This window comes from Serratia nematodiphila DZ0503SBS1, assembly GCF_000738675.1.
GTDB classification, from domain to species: Bacteria; Pseudomonadota; Gammaproteobacteria; order Enterobacterales; family Enterobacteriaceae; genus Serratia; species Serratia nematodiphila.
Genome location: NZ_JPUX01000001.1, coordinates 2970498 through 2995192 on the forward strand (window position 1 = coordinate 2970498; position 24695 = coordinate 2995192).

Annotated in this window: 25 protein-coding genes; all 25 read right to left on the reverse strand. The window is 60.4% G+C overall.

Features of this window, described 5'->3' with window-relative positions:
- Positions 1 to 44 precede the first annotated feature (44 nt).
- The 25 genes from tssG to JL05_RS13780 all read right to left on the reverse strand — a co-directional run bounded on the left by tssG (position 45) and on the right by JL05_RS13780 (position 24691).
- Positions 45 to 1115, reverse strand: coding sequence for a type VI secretion system baseplate subunit TssG (tssG, locus tag JL05_RS13665; RefSeq protein WP_033632720.1), 1071 nt, complete (start codon positions 1113 to 1115; stop codon positions 45 to 47).
- On the reverse strand, positions 1112 to 2998 hold the full coding sequence (tssF, locus tag JL05_RS13670; protein ID WP_033632721.1) for a type VI secretion system baseplate subunit TssF: 1887 nt from the start codon (positions 2996 to 2998) through the stop codon (positions 1112 to 1114). Before tssF ends, tssG begins: the two co-directional genes overlap by 4 nt.
- 4 nt (positions 2999 to 3002) lie before the next feature.
- Positions 3003 to 3578, reverse strand: a complete 576-nt coding sequence (locus JL05_RS13675; protein ID WP_004934985.1) for a type VI secretion system baseplate subunit TssE — start codon at positions 3576 to 3578, stop codon at positions 3003 to 3005.
- A gap of 2 nt (positions 3579 to 3580) precedes the next feature.
- A complete protein-coding gene (locus tag JL05_RS13680; protein ID WP_274519001.1) occupies positions 3581 to 4402 on the reverse strand; it encodes a type VI secretion system accessory protein TagJ in 822 nt (273 codons plus the stop codon).
- Positions 4403 to 4417: 15 nt separating this feature from the next.
- Entirely contained in the window at positions 4418 to 5404 is a 987-nt protein-coding gene (locus tag JL05_RS13685; protein WP_033632723.1) for a hypothetical protein, read from the reverse strand.
- 28 nt (positions 5405 to 5432) lie between these two features.
- Positions 5433 to 6206, reverse strand: a complete 774-nt coding sequence (locus tag JL05_RS13690; protein WP_033632724.1) for a PP2C family protein-serine/threonine phosphatase — start codon at positions 6204 to 6206, stop codon at positions 5433 to 5435.
- Positions 6206 to 7945: a type VI secretion system-associated FHA domain protein TagH gene (gene tagH, locus JL05_RS13695; RefSeq protein ID WP_033632725.1), complete on the reverse strand. Its 1740-nt coding sequence runs from the start codon at positions 7943 to 7945 to the stop codon at positions 6206 to 6208. Before tagH ends, JL05_RS13690 begins: the two co-directional genes overlap by 1 nt.
- A 169-nt stretch (positions 7946 to 8114) precedes the next feature.
- Complete coding sequence (locus JL05_RS13700) at positions 8115 to 8477, reverse strand: hypothetical protein (RefSeq protein ID WP_033632726.1); 363 nt, start codon at positions 8475 to 8477, stop codon at positions 8115 to 8117.
- A gap of 192 nt (positions 8478 to 8669) precedes the next feature.
- The gene (locus JL05_RS24870; protein ID WP_238545850.1) at positions 8670 to 9005 is read right to left on the reverse strand and encodes a T6SS amidase immunity protein Tai4 family protein; all 336 of its coding nucleotides are present in this window, start codon (positions 9003 to 9005) and stop codon (positions 8670 to 8672) included.
- Between the two features lie 69 nt (positions 9006 to 9074).
- Complete coding sequence (locus JL05_RS13705) at positions 9075 to 9410, reverse strand: T6SS amidase immunity protein Tai4 family protein (protein ID WP_050501245.1); 336 nt, start codon at positions 9408 to 9410, stop codon at positions 9075 to 9077.
- Between the two features lie 16 nt (positions 9411 to 9426).
- The gene (locus JL05_RS24875; RefSeq protein WP_033632728.1) at positions 9427 to 10221 is read right to left on the reverse strand and encodes a lysozyme inhibitor LprI family protein; all 795 of its coding nucleotides are present in this window, start codon (positions 10219 to 10221) and stop codon (positions 9427 to 9429) included.
- A 13-nt stretch (positions 10222 to 10234) separates the two neighbouring features.
- Entirely contained in the window at positions 10235 to 11065 is an 831-nt protein-coding gene (locus JL05_RS24880; protein ID WP_230857992.1) for a pesticin C-terminus-like muramidase, read from the reverse strand.
- A gap of 67 nt (positions 11066 to 11132) precedes the next feature.
- Positions 11133 to 11615, reverse strand: coding sequence for an Hcp family type VI secretion system effector (locus JL05_RS13720; RefSeq protein WP_004934962.1), 483 nt, complete (start codon positions 11613 to 11615; stop codon positions 11133 to 11135).
- A gap of 264 nt (positions 11616 to 11879) precedes the next feature.
- The gene (locus JL05_RS13725; protein ID WP_050501246.1) at positions 11880 to 12263 is read right to left on the reverse strand and encodes a Rap1a/Tai family immunity protein; all 384 of its coding nucleotides are present in this window, start codon (positions 12261 to 12263) and stop codon (positions 11880 to 11882) included.
- A gap of 67 nt (positions 12264 to 12330) precedes the next feature.
- Positions 12331 to 13836, reverse strand: coding sequence for a type VI secretion system contractile sheath large subunit (gene tssC, locus JL05_RS13730; protein WP_004934958.1), 1506 nt, complete (start codon positions 13834 to 13836; stop codon positions 12331 to 12333).
- 3 nt (positions 13837 to 13839) lie between these two features.
- A complete protein-coding gene (gene tssB, locus JL05_RS13735; protein ID WP_015378282.1) occupies positions 13840 to 14376 on the reverse strand; it encodes a type VI secretion system contractile sheath small subunit in 537 nt (178 codons plus the stop codon).
- Positions 14377 to 14498: 122 nt separating this feature from the next.
- On the reverse strand, positions 14499 to 15530 hold the full coding sequence (tssA, locus tag JL05_RS13740) for a type VI secretion system protein TssA (RefSeq protein ID WP_033632729.1): 1032 nt from the start codon (positions 15528 to 15530) through the stop codon (positions 14499 to 14501).
- 23 nt (positions 15531 to 15553) lie between these two features.
- Complete coding sequence (gene tagF / locus JL05_RS13745; RefSeq protein ID WP_004934950.1) at positions 15554 to 16273, reverse strand: type VI secretion system-associated protein TagF; 720 nt, start codon at positions 16271 to 16273, stop codon at positions 15554 to 15556.
- Between the two features lie 18 nt (positions 16274 to 16291).
- The gene (tssM, locus tag JL05_RS13750) at positions 16292 to 19927 is read right to left on the reverse strand and encodes a type VI secretion system membrane subunit TssM (protein WP_033632730.1); all 3636 of its coding nucleotides are present in this window, start codon (positions 19925 to 19927) and stop codon (positions 16292 to 16294) included.
- Positions 19927 to 21129, reverse strand: coding sequence for a DotU family type VI secretion system protein (locus JL05_RS13755; protein ID WP_004934945.1), 1203 nt, complete (start codon positions 21127 to 21129; stop codon positions 19927 to 19929). The genes tssM and JL05_RS13755 overlap by 1 nt, the downstream gene beginning before the upstream one ends.
- Before the next feature lie 21 nt (positions 21130 to 21150).
- Positions 21151 to 22497 carry a type VI secretion system baseplate subunit TssK gene (gene tssK, locus JL05_RS13760; RefSeq protein WP_033633635.1) on the reverse strand — a complete coding sequence of 449 codons (1347 nt, stop codon included), beginning with the start codon at positions 22495 to 22497 and terminating at the stop codon, positions 21151 to 21153.
- Positions 22498 to 22537: 40 nt separating this feature from the next.
- The gene (gene tssJ, locus JL05_RS13765) at positions 22538 to 23068 is read right to left on the reverse strand and encodes a type VI secretion system lipoprotein TssJ (protein ID WP_050501247.1); all 531 of its coding nucleotides are present in this window, start codon (positions 23066 to 23068) and stop codon (positions 22538 to 22540) included.
- Between the two features lie 29 nt (positions 23069 to 23097).
- Positions 23098 to 23598: a type VI secretion system accessory protein TagV gene (gene tagV, locus JL05_RS13770; RefSeq protein WP_033632731.1), complete on the reverse strand. Its 501-nt coding sequence runs from the start codon at positions 23596 to 23598 to the stop codon at positions 23098 to 23100.
- Between the two features lie 48 nt (positions 23599 to 23646).
- The gene (locus JL05_RS13775; protein ID WP_004934933.1) at positions 23647 to 24039 is read right to left on the reverse strand and encodes a DUF4150 domain-containing protein; all 393 of its coding nucleotides are present in this window, start codon (positions 24037 to 24039) and stop codon (positions 23647 to 23649) included.
- A 16-nt stretch (positions 24040 to 24055) separates the two neighbouring features.
- Positions 24056 to 24691: a DUF3540 domain-containing protein gene (locus JL05_RS13780; RefSeq protein WP_004934929.1), complete on the reverse strand. Its 636-nt coding sequence runs from the start codon at positions 24689 to 24691 to the stop codon at positions 24056 to 24058.
- Positions 24692 to 24695 lie beyond the last annotated feature (4 nt).

Genomic DNA, 24695 nt, shown 5'->3' on the forward strand with positions numbered 1-24695 from the left:
GTCTCAGGGTGGCCTGGCGCCGCAGGGCGCCGGCCGAAATAGGGTCAGAACGGGTTTTCCAGCGGTTCAGGGCTGAAGATCAGATCGTCGAGATCGCGCTGTCGCCGATGGTCGGCCAGCCAACTGCTCAGGCCCAATCGCTGCGCGCCGCCGAGCTGGATGCCGTGCGCCTGTTCCTTCGCCAGGATCAGGCGCACTTCCCAGACGAACTCGATGCCCAGATATTGGCGCACCCAGTCGCGCAGTTGCCGGCACAGATCGGCGCCCGGCAAGAAACGGTCATAGTCCTGCTGCGGCATCGGCCCCAGCTCGATGCGGAACTTGTGCTGGATATCGCGCACCGCGATGCCGAGAAAGGCCGACTCGCCGAGCCGCGGCGCGCCGCGTCCGGCCTTGAGCCGCGCCTGCTCGCGCGGCTCCACCCGCAGCCAGTGCGGCACGTTTTCGACGATGCGCACCGGCACCTTGAAATACTGCTGCAAAATCTTGCTCAGGCCTTCCGGATCGCGGCTGTGGCGAATCAGATGACCGGCCATAAAATGCTTGGCGTGGGCGTTGATGCTGTCGCGCTCTTGCTGCGCCGGCTGGCCGATGCCGATCAGGCTCGACAGGTACTCGTCGAAGCGCCGGTTGTCCGGGCGATCCAGCGATACCGTCGGCTGCGCGTCGGCCCAGGCGCGGTAAAACAGCAGCGTCAGGCGGTGATGGAACAGGTTGGTGAACGCCAGCAGGGTGGTGTCCTGATGGTGATACACCCGTTCGCGCACGTATTCGGTCAGGTGCAGCGGCAGCGGCCCGTTGGGGCCGAACAGGCCGAAACTGAAGATCGAAACGTCGTGCAGCGAGCCGTTGGCGCGCGGCGTCACCTGCGCCAGCGTGGAGGGCGCGAACGACAGCGACGGCTCCTGGCCCAGGCGCAGCATCTCGTGGCGCGGCAGCGGCGCGCGCCCCAGCAGGTAGGGTTGGCCGCCCTGGGCGTCGATGCGCCGCAGCAGCTGAAACAGATCGTGTTTGTAAGGCGCGCTGCGCAGCCGCGGCCAGAAGTCGTCCGGCAGGCGATACAGCGCGTTGATCTGCGGCGGCGCCAGTTCGGTGGCGATCATTTCCGCGCTCATATCAGCGTCCTTTTGCCCATGCGCGCCTGCCAGTGGGCGATTTCGCCGCGCTGCTGGCTGGAGAGCGTCATCTCGGTGAAGGTGTTCATCGCCACCAGGCGCGAGAACAGGCGCTCCAGCACGCTGCCGAGCAGGTAAGGGCTGTTGCCGGAGAACGCCTGTTCATCGACCGTCAGATCGATGGCGATGCCGCGTGCGAATACGATGGGGCCGGGCTCCGGCACACGCCGATAGACCGGCCGCAGGTTGCAGTGGCGCACGCCCTGGATCTGTTTGGCGATCGCCGGCTCGCTCAGGTTGCCGTACAGCCCCAGCAGCTGGCGCAGGCTGGCGGCGCCCTGTTCCGGATCGCCGTCCATCATGCTGAGGTAGTTCAGCTGCAGCTGGCTGATCAGCCGCCAGGTGATCATCCCTTCGGCCAGCGCCGGGCGCGGCGGGGTGGGGCCTTTGCGCAGCGAGACCTGCTTGATCGGGATCGAATCGGGCATCACGAAGTTGCCCTGATCCTGTTGCAACAGCATCAACGGCAGGTCGCGGCTGGTGCACAGCACGTCGGCGGTGAGGTATTTCAGATCGCTGTGCCACGGCGATTGCCGTTCGTCCACCAACGACACGAACACTTCTGAACCGGCATAACCGGTGCGGGTGCCGTAGCGGCGGGCGTGTTCCGACAGCGTGCGCTGTTCGCGCCGCAGCGAGAAGTAGGCGCCATAGTTGCCGTCGTCCGCGCTCAGGGTGCTGTAAAACGGCCGAAACTCTTGCTCGTAGCGTTTTTCGCTGGCGCTGCCGCCGAGCCGCTGCACCGAAAACACTTCGTAATCCAGCGGCCGGATATTGTCGACCACCAGATGGTATTCGTGGTTTTTTTCGTTGATCGCGATGCGTTCGGCGACCTTCGGAAACAGGTTGATCACCGGCGTGCAGTGCAGCGCCAAATGGGCGGCGTCGACCACCCGTTCCAGCGCGGCGTCGTGCCGATCCAGCAGCACCACGATCTCGAACTGGCGCAGCCCCTTTTTCCCTTCGCGCACGCTCTGCAGCAGCGGACGCAGACCGTTGACGCTGAAGAACTGGAAGCGCGCCGGGAAGGCGAAATACTCCTGCAGCAGCCGGTAGCCTTCAAAGTTGCGCAGGTCATTGGGCAGCAGCGCCTGCTCGGCGGCGAAGCCCTCCTGCCGCAGCCCGTCCAGCGCCAGCGCCCGCCGCTGCGGTTGCGGTTCCACCGTTTGGCAGACAAGCCCGACGCTGTGCTGCATCAGCAACTCCAGCAGCTGCTGCGCCTGCATGTCCGGCCCGGCCAGGTAAAACATCAATTGATCCAGCTGCAGATTGTTGAGCGTCACACTTTCGTAGCACTCGAGGCGAATGCGCAGCGCGCTGACGCAGCCGCTGTGCTGCAGCCCCAGCGAGGCCAGCGGGATATCGGCCGGAATGCCGCCCAGCTCGACGCCGGCGATGCGCACCGGCTGCAGCGTGACGTCATGCGCCGTGGTGTAACTGCAGGTGATGCCGCTTTTCTTCAGCGTCTGGCTGTCCATCATGGTGCCGCGCGGCACCACGAAGCCGTTGCTGATATCGCCCTTGCTGCTGTCCGGCTGCAGTTCGGCGATCGCCATCGACGGCGTCGGCGACAGGTAGTTGGGGTAGATGATCTCCAGCAAGCGCTGAGAAAAACGCGGGAACTCGGCGTCCATTTTCAACTGCACGCGCGAGGTGAGGAAGGCGAAGCCTTCCATCAGGCGCTCGATATAAGGGTCTGCCACGTCGATGCCGCGCATGCCGAGACGGCCCGCGACCTTCGGGTACTGTTCGGCGAACTCGGCGCCCATCTCACGCAGATAGGCCAGCTCGCGGTTGTAATAATCTAACAGTTTACTGTCCATCGCCTTACCCTATGTCTTTCAGATCGAAGTGGCCGTTTTCCAGATCCACGTCGGTACGGAACAGAAACTCCAGCGGATAGGGCACGCACCACAGGCGGCCCTTGATTTCGATCGACAGCACGTTGTGCAGCTCCAGCGAGCCGGTATCCGAGATGCAGCGCACCTGCAGCCCCTCGGGCAAAATGCGCGGCTCGAAATGGAGAATGGATTCGGTCAGCGCGCGCTGAATGTCGAGCCATTCGATGTCCGACATGCGCTTGCCCGCCAGCGAGGCGATGCCGTAATTCAGGGTGGAGCGCCGCACCTGCGGAAAATCGCCGAGATCCAGATTGGATTCGCTGTTGACGCAGTTGAACAGCCACTGCAGATCGCGCAATACCCGGCGGCGCAGCTCGCTGTGCGACACCAGGTTGCGCACCTGCGCCTCCTGCTTTTTCTGCGGTTCGTCGTCGGTCAGCATATCGAGCAGCACCGGCTGCATTTTGTCGCGCGAGGTCAGGCGTTCGCTGTCCTGACGATAGCGATAGCCCTGGTGGCGCAGATCGCCGCCGTCGTAGTGGGGTGGGCGCTTATCGTTCATGGTCAGGCGCTCGCGTCGAAGCTCAGCTGCCGCAGGCTGTGCAGTGGGAATTCATCGCTTTCGCTGAGCCAGGTTTTCAGGCCCAGCCCCGCATAGTGGGTGCCGTCGCCCAGCGGTTGCCATTCGGTGCGTTTGCCGAGCAGCAGCGCGTCGTCGCTGCCTTCGGGTAGCGGGTAACGGGCGGGCAGTTGGCACACCTGTTCGCGGCCATCGGTCAGGCGCACCAGCGCATGGCTCCACACCAGGTCGATGGCGCTCTGCGGCGCCTGAAACTGGATCGCGGCGATGTCGGCAAACGGCAGCCAGTAGTAAACGCCGTTCAGCGCCAGTTCGCATACTGGCCCGAGGCGGCCGTCACAGTCGGTCAGCCAGTCGAAACGCAGCTGCCGTTCTTGTTCGCCTTCGGCCAGCGTTAACCGCCCGGCGCCGGCCGGGGCGGCCTCCAGCGCTTCATCGCGCAGCGCCTGGGCCTGTTCGGCCGCCCCTTGCACATCCTGATGCAGCGCCTGCACCATTAGTTTCAGCCAAGGCTGATCCTGCCGCAGCAGCGCCGGCGCGGCCGTGCCGGCAAACACCGCTTGGCGTTGCAGCTCGGCGTTGACTGACTGCATCAGCAGCAGCGTGGTCGGTTGGGCGATCGGTTTCAGCGCCTGCCAGGATTTCAGCTGCGCGTTGGCGCGCGTCCAGTTGCCGCTCAGGCACAGCAGTTGCACCAGCGCGGCGCGCAGGTCGGCATCCGCCGGTTTCGCCTTGATATCGTTTTCGACGGCGGTGATGGCCGCGCCGATCGACTGGCCTTGCAGCATGCTTGCTAATGATTTCACAGGCTTTCCTTATAATCAGTGAGTGGCGCCGTTAACCGACAGATAGCTGCCGCTGGCAGGATCAACGCGGTCTGCGGCCAGCTTTTCCACCAGTTTGAAAGTCAGCGGGGCGGGGGCGCTCAGCAGCGGCTGCCAGGCGGTTTGCGCCTGCTGCACGCGCTGTTTGATCTTGTTCTCGTCGGCGGCGTCGACGCGCGGCATTTCAACGATCGCTTCACCGTTGAACGCCCAGGCGTGCAGCTTCGGTTCGAAGTTCAGCAGCAGGAAGCTGCCCGGCGCCTGCGGGTTGCCGCCCAAAATGAGCCGTTGGGCGTTGGCGCTGACGACGGTCAGCGCGCGATCGCCGCCGTTAACCTGCGCCAGCGGGTAACCTTGTAGGAACCACAGCGTCGGCGTGAGGGTTTGGCCGCCCTGTTGCAGCGTGACCGCGCCGCTGCCCTGCAGCCAGCCGTCCTCGCCGCAGCGCAGCGCGGCGCCGGCGGGAATGAACAGCGAGCCGCCGTTGGCCTCGTCACGCCAGAAGGTGCGGAAGTGGCAGCCCTGCGGCAGGCTGAAACGCTGAGCCGGCGCGCTGTCCGCCTGCGGAGAAGTCACGGCCACCGCCGCAGGGATCGCCGGTTGCGGCGGGGTTTCCTGCGGCTCGGAGGCCTCTTGTTTGACCACCGGTTTCCAGCCGCGCGTTTTGGCGGCTTCGCCGCTGGCCAGTTTCTCTCCGCGCTTGTCGGTCAGCGTCCAGGGCAGGTGGCCGGTTTTCGGGCACTGCTTTTCCAACAGATTGCCGACGCGCGGCAGAAAGTCGTTCAGCACCGCCGGATCCTGGCTTTGCGCCGAGACGATACGCAGCGGGATGCTTTTGCCGCACCAGCTTGCCGGATTGCTGTTTTTGACGTCATCGATAAACACTTCCAGCTTCTGGCTGGGGGAGTAAACCAGGCGATAGTTCATCGCCTGCGCGGTCGGCACCGCCATCAGGGCGACGAGCCCCGGCATCCAATATTTCATAGTGAACCTTGCTGTGAATGTGCGCTGCTCAGTCGCGGCTCAGAAACCGCTCCGCATCCGCCAGCGAATGCAGCAGGGTGGTTTCCTGCGGTGAGCCAATCCAGACGGCGATAGCGCTGTAGTTATCGCTGTTATTGTTTTTCTTCCATGCCTGCTGCATCAGGGCGATCCACTCGCTGGGGGAGTTGACCATGTGCAGCGACTGTTCCAGTTCGGTCTGGCTGAAGCTGTGCCAGAAGCCGTCGGTGCACAGCAGGAAAACGTCGCCGTCTTCCAGCTGCAGCACGTCACTGTACGTGGCGTCGCGCTCTTCGTTGAGCCCCAGCGCGAAATACAGCAGGTTGCTGTTGATGCCGTTGGTCTGGTAGCCGGCGTCCTGCATCTGTTGGATCAGGCTGTGGTCGGTGGTGACGGCATGCAGGTAGCCGCGGCGGAACAGGTACAGGCGGCTGTCGCCGGCGTGCGCCCAGTAGGCCAGCTGGTAATCGCGATCGATAAACAGACTGACCAGCGTGGTGCCCATCTTGCTGTATTCGTCCGACTGCCGCTGCTGCTGGTGGATGGCGGCGTTGGCGCTGGTGATGTGCTGACGAATGCTCTGGGCGTTCAGGTGCTTTTCGCCGTCGAAGTTTTGCAAAATGGTGTCGCGTGCCAGTTTGGCGGCGATATCGCCGCCCGGAAAACCGGCGATGCCGTCGCACACCACGAAGCAGGCGGCGCGGTTGCCGAGCACCTCGCCGGTCTGATCCTGGTTGGAGGCGCGGCCGCCCTGGTTGGAGGTAGAGGCTATGGTGATATTCATTACGCGTCCGGTTTGGTCTGTGAGTCTTTGTATTGATTCACTTCAACGTCATAGGCGTGCAGGAAGGCTTCGCCGAACAGGGTGTGGAAATCGTCCTCGATTTCGCCGGAGGTTTGCTGATAGTTCTTCACGAAGTAGTCCCACAGCGCGGCCTTGCGGTTGGCGGGCAGCGACAGACGCGGCGCCACGCCTTCCTTGCGCGCTTCTTCTTCGAGACGCTCCGGGTTAAACGACTGCAGCATGGCGGCGATGATGGCGCGAATACCGGCGATCATCCCCAACTGGTGCGCCTGCAGGTCGATCAGCGCGTCGCGCACCGCCTGCTCCGGCGGCATAAAGCCCGGCATCTGGCTGCCGAACATCTGCATCAGCACCGTTTTGCCCGAAGGCAGCAACTTGAACGGGTTGTTGGCTTCGTCGAGGATCATGGTCATCTCGGCCTTCACGCCGCGCTTGAGGATCGAGCGGGATGAGAGCAGGGCGACGGTGCCTTGCGAGAATAGGCTCAGCAGGCGCCCGGCCAGGCGGATCTGTTGTTCGTCGAAATGCGGCTGCGGCTGCAGATCGTCGAGACCGATGCCTTGCAGCAGCGCCGCCAGCAACGGTCCTTCCAAGGTGTCGCCATTCGGCGCGGCAGCGTGCTGCCGCTGGGCGGACTGGTAGGCAACCGGATCGATGCCCAGGCGGTTGCCCTGGCGCGGACGCGGCGGCTGCGCAGGCGGCTCCTGCGGGCTGAACTGCGGCGCGGGTTGGGATTGCGGTTCGGGCATCTGCACGGGCGGCGGCGTTGGCTGAGGGCGCGGCGCTACCGGCTGTGCGGCGGCCGGAGCCGGTGCTGGCGGCGGGGACGGTGGCTGTACCGCTTCCTCCGGCTGAGCCAGCGGCACGGCGCCGCCCATCAGCAGCCCCAGCGGATCGTTGCTGTTCAGCGTCTCTGGCGAAGCGGGCGCGGATGAGCCGCCGAACAGCGCCAGCGGATCCAGCTCTTGTTCCGGTTGCTGCGCATTTCGGGCCGGTGTTGCCGGACGCGTCGGCGCAGCCTGCTCCGCCAGCAGCGCGCTGGGGGTGGTGTCGGCCAGAATGTGTTCGCGTTCAAAAGTGGTGTCGGTATTGAACAGCGCCGCCGGATCGGTTTGCTGTTGCTGCAGTTGGCGCAGATCGACCTCGCCCGCCAGCTGCGCCAGCGGATCGGCCGGGTTCAGCTCGCGAGTGGAGGTATCCAGCAGCGGATGATTATCCGGGCTGGCGACCGGCGGCGGTGCGGCGGCCGCCGGCGCGTTCGGCGTAAACTCTTCCACCAGGCTGTCCCAGATTTCGTTGGGGATTGGCGCGGCGGATGGTTCTTTGGCAGCGGCAACAGGGGCTGCCGCCGCAGCAACGGCGGCGACCTTGGCCACCGGTTGAACCTGTGGCGCGGCGTGTTGCTGCAGCGCGCTGACTTCAATCTGGTAATCGTCGATGCCGAGCACGTCGCCATCCTGCAATTCAACCTGGCGGCCGCGCTCCAGCGGAATGTCGTTAAGCAGCACGCGGGTGACGTTGCCGCGGTTGGTGATGCGGCATTCGCCGTCAGCGGAAATATGCACGATAGCCTGCAGGCGGGAAATGGCGCGCTCTTCGTCCGGCAGCACCAGGTTGTTGTCCACGCTGCGGCCGATGGTGCCGCCCGGCGGCAGAAAATCGCAACTGCTCTGCGGCGGAACCTGGCCGCTTTTATTTTTTACAATGGAAAATCGCATAAGGCATTCCTGCTGATTAGATCTTATGGCCAGACAGTGGAACTCGATAACTGGATGAGTTTGACTTAATTTCTTTCCTAAGAGAGATCTTTGAATGTGAGTGACTAATTTTTGGGTTAACGCATTATATGATCGAAAACTTCAATGTAATAACGTGAGGCTGTATATGTCAGGTGATGTCTTTGCTATTATTCGCATTATTCTTAGTCTTTCTTTTGTAATAGAGGTTAGTTGGTAATTGAGACAGGTAAGTAAAGGCGAATATAATACTGGCGTACCACACCTCATCATAGTCTTGAAATTTTATATTGAGCATTGGATCTAGTATCTCAGAACCATAGTTAAACACTAAACCCTGGATGATGCTTGCAAATAAATTCACTATGGTAGCCATCACAAAAAGAGAATAGGATTTTTTATTGTTGGTTTTTTGTTTTAGGTGATAAAGCCCGACAAATACTAAGACTGACAGGAAAAAGTATAAAAACACAAATGAGTAAGAGTAGGTGGAAAGTGTGACGTCATCGATCACTGTTTTTTCCTTATCCCAATGCTCTAAAATTCCATATGGTTTGTACTGAGTAATAGAAAGCCAAGGAATATTTTCCCAATGACTGATGATTAATGGTGCCGGTATATTTTCAAGTAATAAATTATAAGTGATAAAAATGTAATTAATTTGAGGATGATGGCTGCAAAAAAATGAATTCTATCACTGCGGCTATTACTTTGAGTAACGTTCAAAAATGGTTTCAGCTTCACTGGCGTTCTGCAGTGAAAGACAATCTAAAGTGTAGTAAGTCCCTTGAACTGAGCCTTGGCTGTTTTTATTTGCGTACTGTTCAGCCAGTTTTTCACCTTGTTCAAATGCATCCATCGGCAGTTTACTCAATTCTAAATAGGCGGAAGCGGAACGGAAGGCGTCTTGTTTGGTTTTTTCTGAGTCAGTAGACTTCCCAATGCAACGGCTGACTAACCAATTTTTATATAGTGCCTCTTGCGATAAAGCATTGAGCGAGTTTTCAGCAAGGGCTACATGGCTTCCGAGCAGCAGAAACATTAAAAAGTACGTGTATCTTCTCATCCGAGATAACCTTTGATATGAGCCGTCGTTTGAGCAACTCTGATATCAGTTGTCGTCTTTCCCTTGGTATTTCTTGATGATAGCTTGCAACGCTTGGCTATGTACAAGATCGATGCACTTGGCCATCGTCATCGGCTCTCCAGACATGCTGTCATAGGGCTTTGCCAGAAATTCTTTTGCCAGCGCCCTGACAGCGGTATGCGCTTCCAGAGAATAATCGCCGAACTCCATGTAACCCCGAGCGGCGGCGGCGGCATCGTTTTTGACTTCTTTTGCTGAGTACCCCTCGGCGATGCAAACGCTAAGCGCGTAGTTTTTGAGGTACTCAGCAGGGGAATACTTTCCGTTGGCGGAAGCTTCAGTATTCAATACCGCCAACATGAGTAGGAATACAGTTTTAATCGTATGATGTGAGTTCATCGATTCGTTTTTGCATGGTATCGGCCAGGCAGTCTTTGTCATCACGGCATTTATCCCTTTGCAGTAACCAAGATTTTTGCGTGCTGTTTAAAGTGGCTACCAGTTTTTTATCTCCTGCATCGGCCGCCTGCTTTTTTGCCAACAGCCAAGCTTGAGAAACGCTTTTGTCATAGGCGGATAAATTGAAGTCTGAGCAGATAGTTTTTTCAACAACGCTTGTAGATTTAGCACAGTCGAAAGACGCTGCAGGTTTAGGATCTTTCGGTAACCGTTCTAATTGCAGTAGCGAACCATCGTACCAATTAACCAGCATTTTTTGTGGATTGAGAGCGGCAAAGCTGGAGCCTGCACCATTATCGGCTGGGCCGAATGATCCGGAGTGACAAGCGATCTTGAAAAGAGAGACTTCTGCTTGGCCGTTTTCTTTCAATGCATAGTTTTTAGCCGAGATGCTTTTATCTCCGCCCATCGACTTGCCGATGAATTGATTTAGCGTGCTTCTCTCAATAGTTAAGGTTGGCGCTGTGCAGACGTCTTTTTCCGGCAGATTGTTTTCTATTGATTGAGCGGAAATATTGATCACTCTTCCTAGTAATCGAGGGTCGTTAAATTGATAGCTAAGCGTGCGGGTAGTCTCATTGTCTATGTTGACCTGAGTCACTTGCCATAAGCCATCAATAGTTGATGATGTTGGGGCATTAACGTTTTTTTCTGCTGCACATGCAGTAAGTGAGAAAAATACGCTACTAATTAAAAATGCAGATAATTTCATTGTGGCGAATTCCTTAGCGATAGTTTCCATTTAAATAGAGCTCGACTTCGTAATTTCTTCTGTTTATCAGCCCTTTCATCACTTTTCCACCTGAGGTAATGGCACGTTTTATTTCTGTCATTGCATCAGATATTTTGCTCTGATTAATGAATGCTGCGACGTTGTTGAGTCGACCACCTGGATTATAAGCAAAGGAGACTAACGCATCAAACTCTTGTTGTGTGAGTGGAACAAGAATTTTATTCCTAACAGCTCTTTCATAGGCAGGTACTATAAATTTAAGTAGTTCCGTTTCCTGTGTGTCGGTTAAAACCACTAAATTGTGATTTTCTTTCGCGAAATCTTTAGCTTGCTGATGATGTAACCCGGCGGCTGCACTGATTTTATCTGCAGTTGCGTTGTCTAATCCAATCGCGATCATGGTATTTTTTATTGATTCTATAGAGCGAGCTTTCATATCATAACCCGGCCCCAGAGTGACCCCGCTTGCACCGCCAGGCCAATGTAGGTGGTTACTTACTCCGCGCCATGCTTCAATGTTAAAGATAAACCTTAAACCGCTTTGTGAAATGCCCATAGCTCCGGGACCTTGACGACCTGCACTACCACCGATAGGAGGTTGTGGTGCTCGAGTTTCGACGTGTGAACCCAGGGCTAAGAATGTTTTTCGACCAGCGATGCCGTCAACATGCAGACCTTTTTTACGTTGCACTTTTTTTACTGCTAATTCAGTCTTTAGACCGAATATGCCATCAGAGTTAAGAATAGCCCCCTGTTTATTAAGCAATTCTTGCAATGATTTTACGTGATTTCCTCTGTCACCTTTTCTAATCGCTTTCATCATGATTTCCTTATCTAAAAAACATCGCTTGCCAAACCAACCTCCCCATAATGGGGAGGTTGTATAACAATTAAGCTTCGCGGTTTTCCTTGATGTTCCAACCTGCGCTGCTTTCGGCGCCTTTGCCGCCTTTGTCGCTCTGCTCCCAGTACTGCTGTTTCACTTTCGCCGCCTGGAAGGAGTAGGTGACGCCCACGGTGTCTTCGCCGCCTGCACCAGTGTACTGCACGGCGGTGACCAGCACGTCTTCCAGGGTGATTTTTGCGTATTCAACCTGGGTGCCGCCCGCCTTGCAAACCGACAGCTCAATCTTGGTCAGGTGTTTGCCGCTTGAGCAGTGTTTCAGCAAGGCCGGGGTTGACTTGTCGATCAGCGCGTTGACGTGCAGATCGTTGAAGCACACTTTACCGGCGCCGCCGCCGCCGCCAACGCCCATATTGCCTGGTTGAGAGGCGCCCCAGGAGAAAGAAGTAATGTCGGTCCAGCCTTTGTGATTCGAATCTTTGGATTCGCCGCTGGCACCTTCAACTTTCAGGAACATATCAATAGCCATAGTTTCTTCACTCTTTATTAAGGGTTAACAGTAGTATTAACGTTACGTTGAAAAACTCAGGTAATAGCAGCAGGAATTGCAAGTGTGGTAATGCATTACCAATTTATATCCTTGTGCCATGCACCTTCTTAAATACCGAAAACTATCGGTACGGGTTACCGAGCCATTATTAAAATGATAATGGCTCAATGCTTAATTATTTCGCGTTGTCTTGGTTCCATGTTCGTTCTGGGTTGCCTACGATAAGCTGACGATATAAAGGTTTCATGCTTTGCCTCCTTTGCAGGGGAAGCGAGTCGCCAGAGCCTCTTCAATCAGGGGGGCAGCCCTTTCGTGCAGGCGCGCAGCGGGAAGTTTATTAAAGAGTTCGAACACAAACTCCTGCAGAGTGGCGGTTTGTAGCTGGCTGTATTGGCACCAGCTTTTTCCTTCCGTCGCGTCCAGCACGCCCAGCAAATAAATTCGCGCTTTCTCTTTTTCCTGTTTATCTGTACTGCGATAGAAACGGAAAAAGTCGCTGCCTGGCAGATTGACATCATCGGACGTCAAATGCGCTATCGATGTCTGCTCTGCGGAAGCTGGCGGCGCGGCGGAGAGCGAGCAGACGACCGCCAACAGCGATGCCAGATAAAACCGCTTTGCCTTCATCTTTCTTTCCCTGTGATGAGGTTAATGTATCAGCCAGGCCGCACTACCGCGGCCTGACTTCAGTCCATCAGGACGCGTCGTTTTGTTTCAGCGAAGGCAGCTTCGACACCAGGCGCAGGGAGACGGTCAGGCCTTCCAGCTGGTAGTGCGGGCGCAGGAAGAACTTGGCGCTGTAGTAGCCCGGGTTGTCTTCGATCTCTTCCACCTGCACTTCCGCCGCGGCCAGCGGTTTGCGCGACTTGGTTTCCTGCGAGGAGTTGGCCGGATCGCCGTCCACGTAGTTCATGATCCAGTCGTTCAGCCAGCGCTCCATGTCGTCGCGCTCGCGGAAGGAGCCAATTTTGTCGCGCACGATGCACTTCAGATAGTGCGCGAAGCGGCAGCAGGCGAACAGGTATGGCAGGCGCGCGGAAAGCTGGGCGTTGGCTGAGGCGTCGGCGTCGTAGTATTCCGCCGGCTTCTGCAGCGACTGCGCGCCGATAAAGGCGGCGAAGTCGGAGTTTTTGCGGTGCACCAGCGGCATAAAGCCGTTTTTGGCCAGCTCGGCTTCGCGGCGATCGCTGATGGCGATCTCGGTCGGGCACTTCATGTCCACGCCGCCGTCGTCGCTCGGGAAGGTATGGCACGGCAGGTTTTCCACCGCGCCGCCGGATTCCACCCCGCGAATGGCGGTGCACCAGCCGAACTCTTTGAACGAACGGTTGATGTTGGCGGCCATGGCGTAGGCGGCGTTGGTCCAGGTGTAGTTGCCGTGGGTCGCGCCGTCGGTATCTTCTTCGAAGTCAAACTCGTCCACCGGATTGGTGCGGATGCCATACGGCAGGCGCGCCAGGAAGCGCGGCATCACCAGGCCCAGGTAGCGCGCGTCTTCCGATTCGCGCAGGCTGCGCCAGGCGGCGTATTCGGTGTTCTGGAAAATCTTGGTCAGATCGCGTGGGTTGGAGAGCTCCTGCCAGGACTCCATCTGCATCACGCTCGGTGCGGTGCCGGCGATGAACGGGCAGTGCGAGGCGGCGCCGATCTTGGCCATTTCGCCCAGCAGCTCCACGTCCTGCGGGCTGTGATCGAAGTAGTAGTCGCCCACCAGGCAGCCGAACGGCTCGCCGCCGAACTGGCCATATTCTTCTTCGTAGATTTTCTTGAAGATCGGGCTCTGATCCCAGCCCACGCCTTTATAACGCTTCAGCGTGCGGCCCAGCTCCTGCTTGGAAATGCTCATGAAGCGGATCTTCAGCATCTCGTCGGTTTCAGAGTTGTTGACCAGGTAGTGCAGGCCGTGCCACGCGCCTTCCAGCTTCTGGAAATCGTCGTGGTGAATGATCTGGTTGATCTGCTGCGACAGCTTTTCGTCGATTTCCGCGATCAGCGCCTGGATGGTGCGATAGGCGTCGGAAGAAACGGTGACGGTATTTTCCAGCGCCTGCTGCGCCAGAGTTTTCACCGCGTTCTCGACCGCTTCTTTGGCCTGATCGGTCTTCGGCCGGAACTCTTTGTTCAACAGCGCGCTGAACTCATCGCTGGAAAAAGTCTCGGTGGTTTGCAACGCATTTTGTTGCTGAGGCGAGTTGCTCATCGATTAATCCTCACGCTCGTTGTTGTCATCGTTAACCGCCGGCTTCGGCGCGTCGGTCAGGGATTTCAGCAGCGCCGGGTTTTGCAGGATCTTGGAGATCAGCTCCTCGGCGCCGTTCTTGCCGTCCATGTAGGACAGCAGGTTGGAAAGCTGGGTGCGGGCATCCAGCAGATTGTCCAGCGCGTCGACCTTGCGGGCGATAGCGGCGGGGGAGAAGTCTTCCATGCTTTCGAAGGTCAGATCGATGTTCAGCTTGCCTTCGCCGGTCAGGGTATTGTCAACCTGGTAAGCGACGCGCGGCTTCAGCGATTTCATGCGCTCGTCGAAGTTGTCGACGTCGATTTCCATGAACTTGCGCTCTTCCACGCTGGCTTGCGGATCGACCGCTTTCCCCACCAGATCCGCCATCACGCCCATCACGAACGGCAGCTGGATTTTGCGCTCTGCGCCATAAATTTCGACATCGTATTCAATCTGTACGCGCGGCGCGCGGTTGCGGGCGATGAATTTCTGCCCGCTGCGGGATTTCGAGTTTGACATGATTTACTCCATCTAATGGCGATTGGGAACGCGCCTCGTCCGGCTGGGAGAGTCAGGTTCTGATTCGGGTCTGCGCAGGGGCAGACGGTATCGGGTGTCGTCAAGAGAACAAAAGTCGGCGGCTAGCTGTTCTCCTCGTGGTCGGGGCGACCGAGAATGGTCTCCAGTTGGTTAAGCCCATCGGGCGCCAAATCGCGGACGATTTGCATAAAGTCCAGCGCAATCAGCCGCTGGACCCGATCGATCATCAGCGGCGCCGGGTGGCTTGGCTCATGAAGACGAAAATAGTTTTTCACCTTGTCCAGCATCAGCTGGGCGTCGTCGCGCGACTGGATCTGCGCGCTGCGCCAGTTGAGTGGGGCAGAGGCGCTCTGCACGGCGGCCGGTGGTTGCTCAGCGGCGGTTTCCTGTGTGGCGTCCGCTTCGGTGGCGGCCGGGGCCTCGCTCTGGCCGGCGAGCGCCACCAACGAAAAGACCTTGGTCAGCGCGCTCATTTCCGGCAGCGCGCTTTCACCCAGATGGCGGGTCACTTCGCTGCGGATGGCGGCCAGGGTGTTGGCGATGTGCATCACCAGCGCGCCTTCGGGGCGATCCTGCTGCGCCAGTTCATCCTGCAGCCGCGCACGGCCGCCGGGAAAGTTGGGGCACTCTTGCTTGCTGCCGTCGAGCAGGGCGCCCGCATCGCGCAGCGAGATTTCACCGGCGGCGCTTTTCAGCAGCGGCGCGGCGCGCACGCTGGCGGCCAGCGCGGCCTTGTCGCCAAGGTCGGCCAGCGCGTTGATGCGAAACAGCGGGTCGGCCTCGCCGTCGAACTCCAGCGGCGGCTGCAGAGCATCCCAGTAGCGGAGTATCGCCTGGTGGATCAGCGTCAGCCCGTCGGCATAGCCCGGCAATCCGCGCAGCTGGGTCCAGGCGCGGGTGAGATACAGCATGACGCGCAGGTCTTTGGTGCGTGCCAGCAGCGAGCTTGCGAGGCGCTCGACCTGCACCCAGTCCGGCGCCTCTTCCGGAATGATGGTGCTGCCGAACTGTTGTTCGGCCTTGCCGGTGGCGGCGCGCGCCATGGCCAGAAAGTCGGCGTCGTATTCCAGGTTGTCGCCGCAGGGTGTGTCCGCGTCAACCGGGGCCAGCAGGGTATCGGTGTCGATAGCCATAAAATTTCCTTCAACGAGCGATGTTAATCAAACATTTGCGGGTACTGGCCGCCGCGGCCGGGGCGCGCCCAGCCGTTGGGCTCGAACAGCAGTGAAAACAGCTGCACGGTGAGGTTGCCGCTGTGCACGTGGGTGTAGAGCGGGTGTCCGTCGGCCTGGTTGGTCCACCAGAAGCTGGTGTACTGCGCCGGATCGAAACAGTCGGCGGCCTGTTGCCAGCCGAGGCCCGGTACGTCCGGATGCTGGAACCCGATAATCGACAATATCTCGGAGTCCGCTTCCGCCGGCGGGCTGGGCAGCGCCGGGATCGCCTGCAGCGTGCGGTCGATCTGTTCGGCGGAGAAGCCGTTGCGCACACCGTTCAGCAGGGTATGGCCGAGCTGTTGGTACCAGCTCGCCGCCATGTTCAGCTGTTGCGGGCGCCAATCCTGTTGGCTGAACAGGCGCAGCGCGCAGATGGGGTAACGCCGCCCGACGCGGTCGCGCGCCGGCAACAGGCAGCCCATCTGCACGTACTGGCTGCCGAGCGTGGCGGGGATCACGAAGTTCCACACCGGCGCGTTGCTGAACGGGTGATCGTTTGGCCCCTGCGCATCGCGCTGCAAATTCACCAGCCCGTTATGGAACCAGTGGGCCCAGTTGTTGATCACCGGGTCAGGCAAACGGCGTTGCAGGAAGTCACCGGCGGAAGGAAGTTTGCCGTACCAGCCGATGCTCGTCGGGGCGCTTGAATCAGTGCTCATGGTCATGTCCTTTCGGGGCTACGGGCACGAGAAGGCCGGCAGTTGGAACGGATTGCGAATGCTGTTGGGCGTGAACTCCAGCGTGACGCGGTGGCCGTCGAGATTGAACGTCGCCTGACGGCCGAGGCCGCCGGTGCCCGAAGACTGCGCCATATCCACCAGGCGGTTCAGCGCCCACGGCCCGCTGGTCACCAGGCTGGCGGTGGTGCCGTTGGCCAGCGCCAGCTGCAGATGCACCTGGTTGGTATTGCGGGTGCCCGGCCAGCTGACCACCAGCGGTACCTGCGGGCCGTGGCTGTATTTGAACAGCTGCCCGTCGATATCCAGCGTCAGGTTGAGGATGTCGTTATCCATCCGCACCGGCCGCACGGTCACGCGGTACGAGGGCGTCGCGGTACCGTTGGCGAAGAAGGCGTCGCGGATGCGCTGCGCCTGCTGGAACGAACGCAGGATGCCTTCGCCGCCGGGCAGCGTCTTGCCGTCCACGCCGGGGGTAAAGCGCCAGTTGGCGCGGGTAGTGTCGACCTTGCCCTGCAGGTTGTCGCGGAAGAAGCTGTCCATCAGCCCGCTGTTCGGCGCGAACATGCGCGCCAAATCGTCCGGCGTCACTTCCTGGCGCGCCCGGGCCACCAGCGGATAACGCCCGGCGATCGCCTGGCGGCAGAAGCTGCCGACCTCGAAGCTGATGCGCTTTTTCACGTTCTCCATCTCTTTGCGCTGGGTGTCGCTGCTGGCGCCGATCGCCAGTGACAGCAGCATCTGTTTGAACGGCACCGGCAAGCGGCCGGACTCGGCCTGCAGGCGCGGGATGATGTCGCTCGGCGGCGCCGACATGCCGCTGTTGGCCGCGCCTTGCACCGCCGTCAGGTAGCTGTACAGCTCATCGACCTGTTTCAGCACGCTGTCGAAAGGGATCGCCTTATTGCCTTCGCCCTGGCTTTGCGCCAGCTCCAGCAGCGGCGCGAAGTGCGCCATCACCAGCTGTTCCGGCTGGGCCGACACGTCGCCGTCGGCGTTGGCCGGCCGGTTGGTGAACAGCGCCTCCAGCGTGCGGTTGGCGTTTTGATTCAGCCTGTCTTCGGTTTTGGCCAGCAGCGAGCGGGAATCGGCGTCGCTTTTCTCGTCGCGCAGGGTGACGTTTTTGCTGACGTTGACCAGCAGGTTGCGCATCGGCGACGGGTTGCCTGACAGCAGGCGCGCGCTGCTGATGCGCTGGGTCAGGTTGCCGATGTTGGCCAGTTGGATATCCCCCAGCAGCTCATCCCAGGCGCTGATGAAATCCTGCATGTACAGCTGGCGGATGGTCTTGGTCAAATCGGCGCTCTTCTGCTCCGGCGTCTGGCTGTTCAACACCCAGACGTCTTCCTTGCGCAGGGTATCGGTCACCGGATCGATGTTGTCGTTGAACGCTTTCCAGTACCCTTGCGAGGTGAACAGGCCCGGCACGCCGTCGGTGACCGGTTTGCCGCTTTTGCGGCTGAACGCCAGCTCGGTCTGCGGGCCGGCCAAATCGACCAGGCTGACCGGCTTGATGTCGGTCTGTTTCAGCAGCAAGCGCTTGAGGCGGCCATAGACGCGCTGCGACAGCGGCGCCCGATTGATGGCGGCCTGCGCCTGCGCCACCAGCTGTTCATCTTTGGCGTAGGGCGAGGCCTGGATCTGCGCATCCAGCAGTTGGCTCAGGTGCCATTCGATCTGTTGCAGCTGTTTTTGGGTGCTGCCCTGCGGCAGGTTGCGCTGCAGGTTGAGCATCACCCAGGCGCGCAGGAATTTGCCGTCGTACTGCTTCGGCAGGTACAGCATCTGGTAGGCCTTCAAAGCTTCATAGCTGAAGTCCGCGTCGCCGTGGTTGTCGTTGCGCAGCGTGGTGGCGATCTGTTGCGCCACCTGCGGCAGCAGCAGCTCTTTCAGCGCTTTTTGGTACAGGGCATTGCCGGCGTCACCGACCTGATCGCCGCGGAACAGCCCCATGCGGTAAGTGAACGGCGGATCGTCCAGCGAAAAGTTCTGGCTGTCCGGCAGGTGCAGCAGGCTGTTGAGGAACGGCAGCAGCGAGAACATGTCGCCGTTGCCCACCTGCGTCAGGTTTTGCCCCTGGCGCTCGACGCCGGGCACCTTGGCGGCCACTTCCGCCAGGTAGGCCTTGTTGTTGCCGTAGCTGGTGAACCAGAGCATCGCCAGCACCGCCAGGATCACCGCCAGCGCGATGTAACCCGCCCAGTGCAGGGCGCGGTTGCGGTATTCCCACCAGCGGTTGCTGCCCGCCAGCCCGGACTCCTGGAAGATCACCGATTCCAGCGTCTCTTTCAGGAAGAAGCTCTGGCCCTTGGCCGCCGGGATCGGCGTTTCCTGGCCCACGCTGTCCCAGGCCGCGTTGGCCTGCGCCCCTGAGTTGGCCGTCGGCAGCTGCAGGTAGCGGTTCAGTTCGCCCATCACCCGGTCGAACGGCAGCCCCTCTTGGGTGCCGCTGGTGAAATAGATGCCGCGCGGGGTAAAGCGGGTTTCAAAACTGGAGGTGGCGAACACCTGTTCCAGATAGTGGCCGAGCAGCGGGCGCAGCGCGGCGAATTCCTGCGGGAACAGATAGCTTTCGGCGCGTTGGCGCGCGTCGTGCTCCATCAGCAGCGTATCCGGCAGCGCCGCATCCAACCGTTGTTGCAGCAGGGCGTATTGCTGTTCGAAGGCGGCGTTCAGGTTGAAGTCCGGCTGCCGCGAGCGTTCGTAAGGGAAGGTGAATCCCCAGATCTGGTCGCGCTGCGCTTTGTCGAAGCTGCCGAAATAGGCCATAAAGCCGTTGAGCAGGTCGGTTTTGGTCACCAGCACATAGACCGGGAAGTGAATGCCCAGCTGTTCGTGCAGTTCGATCAGGCGTTTGCGCAGCGCGCTGGCCTGGGCGGCGCGCGCTTCGGCGCTGTCGCTCAGCAGATCGGCGACGCTGATGGTGACCATCACGCCGTTGATTGGCTGGCGGGTGCGATATTTTTTCAGCAGCGCGACGAAGCTTTGCCATTCGCCGGCGTCTTCTTCGCGCTGGCTTTCCTGGGTGGTGTAGCGGCCGGCGGTGTCGAGCAACACGGCGTCGTTGGTAAACCACCAGTCGCAGTTGCGGGTGCCGCCCACGCCGCGCAGCGCGGATTTGCCGAAGCGATCCGCCAGCGGGAAGTGCAGGCCGGAATTGACCAGCGCGGTGGTCTTGCCGGCGCCGGGCGCGCCGATGATCACATACCACGGCAGTTGGTACAGGTATTGGCGGCTAAAGCGGGTCATCCAGCGGTGTTTGCCGTCGCCCTGGCCCGGTGCGAAGCGCGCCTTTTTCAGCAGCTGCGCCGCTTCGTCGAAGCGCTGCGCCAGCTGATCGTCTTGTTTAACCTCTGGCTTGCCGTCTTCCGCCGGCACCGTTTCGGCGGCGCGCAGGTTGCTCAGCAGGCGGCTGTTGAACCAGGCGCTGTAGAGGCGCGGGATCAGGCGGCACAGGAACCAGATCAGGTAGATGACGCCAATGGCGATCTGGCGGTTAAGTTCCGGCTCCAGCGGGCGATAGTCGCCGATGGCCACCAGCGGGCCGATCATCCAGATGATGAACGCCAGCGCGGTAATGCCGACAAAGCCCCACAGCAGGCGGCTGGTGATGATGGAGAATAACGTACTGAGCATTACTTTCCGGTTCCTTGCGGCAAGCCGTTGATTTCCGCCTGGGTGTTTTCCGGGGCGACCAACAGCGTAATTTCTACCCGGCGGTTCAACGCGCGGTTCACTTTGTTATCGTTCGGCGCGACGGGGTTGCTCTCGCCGCGGCCCTCGGCCTTGACCCGTTGCGGGTTGGCGAGGTGTTTTTGCAAGCGGGCGCTGACCGCTTCGGCGCGCGCCAGCGACAGCTCCCAGTTGGAGGCGAAACGGGCGCTGCGGATCGGCAGGTTGTCGCTGTAGCCGGTGACCAGGATCTTGCCGCTGACGCCGTTCATGGCGGCGGCGATGCGGTCGATGACCGGGATATAGTTGGCGCGCACCGTGGTGGCGGCGGAGTCGAACAGCCCGTCGCCTTTCAGGATCACCACGCTTTGCTGCGCTTCGTCGCGCACCACCACCAGCCCTTCGGCGATCTCTTTGCGCAGGAAGCTTTTCAGGCTCAGCGTCGGCGGCGCGGCCGGCGCCGGGTTACCGATCGCCACCTGCGGCAGATTGGTTTGGTAAATCGCCGCCAGCACCGGGCTGGTGTTGTCGCCCAGCCGCCAGTTGAGGGCGATGAACAGCAGCGAAGCCAGGAAGCCGGTCAGCGCCACGCAGGCCCACAGCGGCACCAGCGGCCGCCACAGTTTCTGCTGTACCGGCAGATCCAGCGCATGAGGCGACAGCGGCGGGGCATAGCCGCCGCGCACCGTCCGGATCAGCTGCAGCAGGCGCTGCTTCATGGTTTCCAGCTGAGAACGGCCGTTTTCCATGACCCGATAGCGGCCTTCAAAGCCCAGCAGCAGGCAATAATTGATCAGTTCCAGCAGGTTGATGTGCTCACGCGGGCTCTGCGACAGCTTGGCCAGCAGCTGGAAAAACTTTTCGCCGCCCCAGGTTTCGTTATGGAAGGTCACCAGCAGCCCGCTGCCGGACCACACGCTGTTGCTGCCCCACGGGGTCAGCGCCGCCGCTTCATCCAGCGCGGTGCACAGGCAATAACGCGCGCCGATGATCACTTCGTACGGCAGATTGGCGCGTTGGCCGCGGATCTCGAAGCGGCGCATTTCGTCGATCAGCTGTTGGCGCAGCTGCGCCGGGTTGGCGTGCGTGGCCGACTGGCGGATCTGCGAAATGGCGTTCAGCAGCGGGTTGGCGGCGTCCACCAGCGGATTGGCCGCTGGCGCCATGCTATTTTCCTGAGTCATAGGTTACCGGTCCGTATGGCTGCGAATCGCCCAAAATTCCATGTCCAGCCCCGGGAACTCACCGGCCAGATGCAGGGCGAAGGCGCTGGATTTTTCCATCTGTTTCCACAGGTCGCCGCCTTTTTCCAGCTCGAAATAGGTGTAGCCGGCGTGATAGGGGATCTGACGCGGCGCGGCGGGCATGGTGCGCAGGCCGATGCCCGGCAGCTGCAGCTGCACCAGATCGCGGATGCGCGTGACCGGGGCGATCTTCATCTGCGCCGGGAAGTGGGTCAGCAACACCTCGGCGGCCACGTCGGCGCGCACTGCCAAGACGAAACCGAAGTCGCGCATCATTTTGGTGTCCTGCACGGTAGCGACGTTCAACCCGTGGGATCGTTCGACCAGCGTCAGCTGAATGGCGTTGTCTTCCAGCACCACCGACAGGCCCTGACGCAGCAACAGCATCAGCTTACCGAAGCACAGCGCCAGGTTGTCGTGGTCGTACACCGGCAGGCGGCCTTCCGGGGTGCGCTGCGCCGAGAAGCTGGCGAGCTCTGTGGCGAACTGCAGCCAATCGGCGAACAGGCGTTCCGGGTGCAGATGGTCGAGGTGATAGGCATGGCTCACCTGGCCAAGATGACGGTTGATCAGCTGCAGCAGCATGAAATCGACCATTTCGGAACTGCCGCCGCGGCCCGGCTGCAGCAGGCGTTGGCTCATCTGCTGGCTGCGCTGCTGCAGCAGGCCCTGCAGGTCGTTGATGAAGGTTTTCAGTACCGGGTTGCCCTGGCAGTTCAGCATCGGCGGGATTTGCGCCGTATCAAGACGCAGGCTGTTGTCGCCGCGCTTTTCCAGCACGCGGGTAACGCCGAGCGCCGTCCATTCGGCGTTCAGCTCGCTCTCCAGCATCAGCCGCAGGCGCAGGCGACCGAATTGCAGCGCCGCGCTGCCCACCGAGACGGCGTTGAGATCGTCGACTTCGTTCTCGTAAGCCAGATAGCGCGCCAGCGCCTCCGGGCTTTCCTGAAAGATCACGTCTTCACGCCCTGCGCGGTAAGTCGGCAGGGCCAGCACCACGTTTTCACCGGTCTTGTTTTCGGTGATGCTCAGCGGCGCGGGCGCCTGCTGGGCACCGGCAAAGCGAAACGGCGTGCCGTCCGGCATGATGCCGCTGGCGGCGTTGAGCGCAATCTTGCCCTGGCGCAGCAGCGTTTGGTCCAGATCCAGGGTCAGGAACCCCCAGAAACAGCCGCTGTGGGCCTGGCCCCAGTTGCGCATATAGCCTTCGAGATAGTTTTCCGCCTGCTGGAAATGGTGAGGGCGTAAAAACATCCCCTCAGTCCAGACAACCTTATGAGCATCTTTCATCATCACACCTATAGTTACTTCGCTTCAGCGCAGCGGTAGATCAGTCGACCTTTTTTACGGGGCGCAGGCCATTCACGCCCGCGACGATATGCGCTTCCAGCTCATCCGGCGAGAATTGCCATACCTTGTAGAAATTGGTTTCGGTGGGTTCCGGCAGCGGCAGCGAAATGCGCCAGGCCTTGCCGTCCAGGTTTTGATACTCGGCGATCACGCCGATGTAACGCGCGTCCAATGCGCTTTGCCCGCTGAGCGTCTTGCCGGTCTGGCCCGGCGTCAGGAAGAACTGATCGCTGTCCAGCAGGCTATTGCCGAGCACGCTTTTGGCGTCGTTTTGCAGACTGAAGAAGTCGGCATCCATGAATTCCGCATCCGAACGCAGCAGCAGCACGCGAATTTTTATCGGCGCCGGTTGCGCGCCGGCGGCGGCGTTGACCTGGCGATCGGCATCGAACACCAGGCTGTAGCGCGACGGCACGCTTTTGGCGGAAGACATGCAACCGCCGAGCGCCAACGCGCCCAGCAGCAGAAACAGCATCCCGCACCAGCGGGAAGCGATAGGGGTCGTCATCATGGGAATCTCGTCGCCCGCAGGCGTACTGACTACTGGAGGATCCAGGTGGCTGAGCCGGCGTTTTTACACGCCTTGCTGTCGCCGCCGACTTTGACGCAGTCCTGTTTGGCGGCGCGCGCGCGGCGCGGCAGATCTTTGCGCAGCGTTGATTTGTAGCGCGCTTCCGGCACGCCGGCGTTGGCCTGGATATAACCCACCAGGTCGCCGCCGCGAATGGCGGAGATCGCCAGCCAGTTGTTTTCCACTTCGCCCAGCGCGTAGAACGCGGCGGCGTTGTCCAGGCTGCCGACGGCGGTGCCGGTATAATCGGGGCTGCTCATGATGCTGGCGGCGTACAGGCTGCGGTATTCCTCACCGATCGGCTTGAACTGTTTCGGCGCGCTCACCGCGGCGCGGTGTTTTAGCGTGACGCCATTGACTTCACTGCTGACGATGGCGTCGTTATTGAGCGCCGGCGGCGGTGGCGGCGGGGTGGAGCAACCGGCAAGCGTCAGGGCGGTCAGCAGCGTCAGGGTAATCCGTGTTTTCACAATGTCCTCTTTTTCTTGATTGAATGGCTGTGTAATAAGGCGCCGTCATCAGGGCGCAAGCAGCAACACTTTTAATTGGCTCGGCACGATGCGCATGCCGAGCGCGTTGGTCGAATTCTGCAGGCTGAGGCTGGTCAACCGGGTGGCCGGGGTGCCTTTGAGCAGCACGGTAAAGGCGCCGGTCAGGTGGCGGGACGGCCCCATCACCGTGCCGGAAGCGACGCCGGTGGCCACGCCGGGGTTGTCGCCGTTGGTCAGGGGCGTCACCGTCGCCATGTTGTGCGCCGGGGTGCCGACGAACAGAATGTTGAACGCATTCGGGATGGCGGTCGGCGCCAGGGCGATATCCGGGTAAGGCACGGGCACCGGCGCCGGGCTTGGCGTCAGACAGACGTCGGGAAACGCCAGGTCCACGCCGATCATTTGGCTGTTGGCAAACATAAAAGGCCTCCGCAGGTTATCCGACGTGGATTTGTTCCGAATCCAGCTTGGTGATGTCTTTCGAGGTAATCAGCGTGTTGCGGGCATGAATGCGGGCGTAATCTTCCGCCTGGTAATCCAGCTGCCCGGCGCGCACGTGCTCGGTCTGGCGCACTTTGCGAAACAGCGAATGGCTGATCTGGCTGACCGAATGCCACAGCGACTCGCAGCGTTTGCCGACCAGGCGGCTGAGACTGACGAAGGCAGACAGCTCTTCGCCGCTGTATTTCATCTTGTCGACGTGGCAGTCGCCGCTGTTCGCTTGCAGCGTCATGGCGTCGCCGCTCAGGTTCAGCGCCTGCGCGCCGTGCAACGACAGCGAGCCGTTCGGCGTTTCAATGTGCAGATCGCCTGCGACGCAGAGCCGCGCCGCGCTTTGCGGCTCTGCGCGTTCGAGGACGGCGATCGCCCACAGCTGGTGGCCGCAGCCGGCGACCAGCACGTTATCGCCGAGGGCCGGCGTCAGCAGGCAGCTCGCCGCCCGGCGGCAATGCCAGCCGCGGCCTTCGCACTCCACCACCAGGCTGCCGTCCGGCAACAGGTTGACGACCAGGCCGGCGGCCTGCTGGGGCGGTGCGATGTTGACGGCGCGAGTTGTGTTGGCAACGCTCATGGTG

Bases quoted from the DNA above. Each gene is read 5' to 3' on its own strand.
- JL05_RS24870 (WP_238545850.1), bottom strand. From the start codon at position 9,005: ATGTTTCTGCTGCTCGGAAGCCATGTAGCCCTTGCTGAAAACTCGCTC.
- JL05_RS13690 (WP_033632724.1), bottom strand. From the start codon at position 6,206: ATGAATATCACCATAGCCTCTACCTCCAACCAGGGCGGCCGCGCCTCC.
- tagH (WP_033632725.1), bottom strand. From the start codon at position 7,945: ATGCGATTTTCCATTGTAAAAAATAAAAGCGGCCAGGTTCCGCCGCAG.
- JL05_RS13720 (WP_004934962.1), bottom strand. From the start codon at position 11,615: ATGGCTATTGATATGTTCCTGAAAGTTGAAGGTGCCAGCGGCGAATCC.
- tssG (WP_033632720.1), bottom strand. From the start codon at position 1,115: ATGAGCGCGGAAATGATCGCCACCGAACTGGCGCCGCCGCAGATCAAC.
- tssF (WP_033632721.1), bottom strand. From the start codon at position 2,998: ATGGACAGTAAACTGTTAGATTATTACAACCGCGAGCTGGCCTATCTG.
- JL05_RS13755 (WP_004934945.1), bottom strand. From the start codon at position 21,129: ATGGCGCCAGCGGCCAATCCGCTGGTGGACGCCGCCAACCCGCTGCTG.
- tssJ (WP_050501247.1), bottom strand. From the start codon at position 23,068: ATGATGACGACCCCTATCGCTTCCCGCTGGTGCGGGATGCTGTTTCTG.
- JL05_RS24880 (WP_230857992.1), bottom strand. From the start codon at position 11,065: ATGATGAAAGCGATTAGAAAAGGTGACAGAGGAAATCACGTAAAATCA.
- tagF (WP_004934950.1), bottom strand. From the start codon at position 16,273: ATGAGCACTGATTCAAGCGCCCCGACGAGCATCGGCTGGTACGGCAAA.
- tssK (WP_033633635.1), bottom strand. From the start codon at position 22,497: ATGAAAGATGCTCATAAGGTTGTCTGGACTGAGGGGATGTTTTTACGC.
- tssA (WP_033632729.1), bottom strand. From the start codon at position 15,530: ATGGCTATCGACACCGATACCCTGCTGGCCCCGGTTGACGCGGACACA.
- JL05_RS13780 (WP_004934929.1), bottom strand. From the start codon at position 24,691: ATGAGCGTTGCCAACACAACTCGCGCCGTCAACATCGCACCGCCCCAG.
- JL05_RS13675 (WP_004934985.1), bottom strand. From the start codon at position 3,578: ATGAACGATAAGCGCCCACCCCACTACGACGGCGGCGATCTGCGCCAC.
- JL05_RS13705 (WP_050501245.1), bottom strand. From the start codon at position 9,410: ATGTTGGCGGTATTGAATACTGAAGCTTCCGCCAACGGAAAGTATTCC.
- JL05_RS13685 (WP_033632723.1), bottom strand. From the start codon at position 5,404: ATGAAATATTGGATGCCGGGGCTCGTCGCCCTGATGGCGGTGCCGACC.
- JL05_RS13725 (WP_050501246.1), bottom strand. From the start codon at position 12,263: ATGAAGGCAAAGCGGTTTTATCTGGCATCGCTGTTGGCGGTCGTCTGC.
- tssC (WP_004934958.1), bottom strand. From the start codon at position 13,836: ATGAGCAACTCGCCTCAGCAACAAAATGCGTTGCAAACCACCGAGACT.
- JL05_RS24875 (WP_033632728.1), bottom strand. From the start codon at position 10,221: ATGAAATTATCTGCATTTTTAATTAGTAGCGTATTTTTCTCACTTACT.
- tssM (WP_033632730.1), bottom strand. From the start codon at position 19,927: ATGCTCAGTACGTTATTCTCCATCATCACCAGCCGCCTGCTGTGGGGC.
- tssB (WP_015378282.1), bottom strand. From the start codon at position 14,376: ATGTCAAACTCGAAATCCCGCAGCGGGCAGAAATTCATCGCCCGCAAC.
- JL05_RS13775 (WP_004934933.1), bottom strand. From the start codon at position 24,039: ATGTTTGCCAACAGCCAAATGATCGGCGTGGACCTGGCGTTTCCCGAC.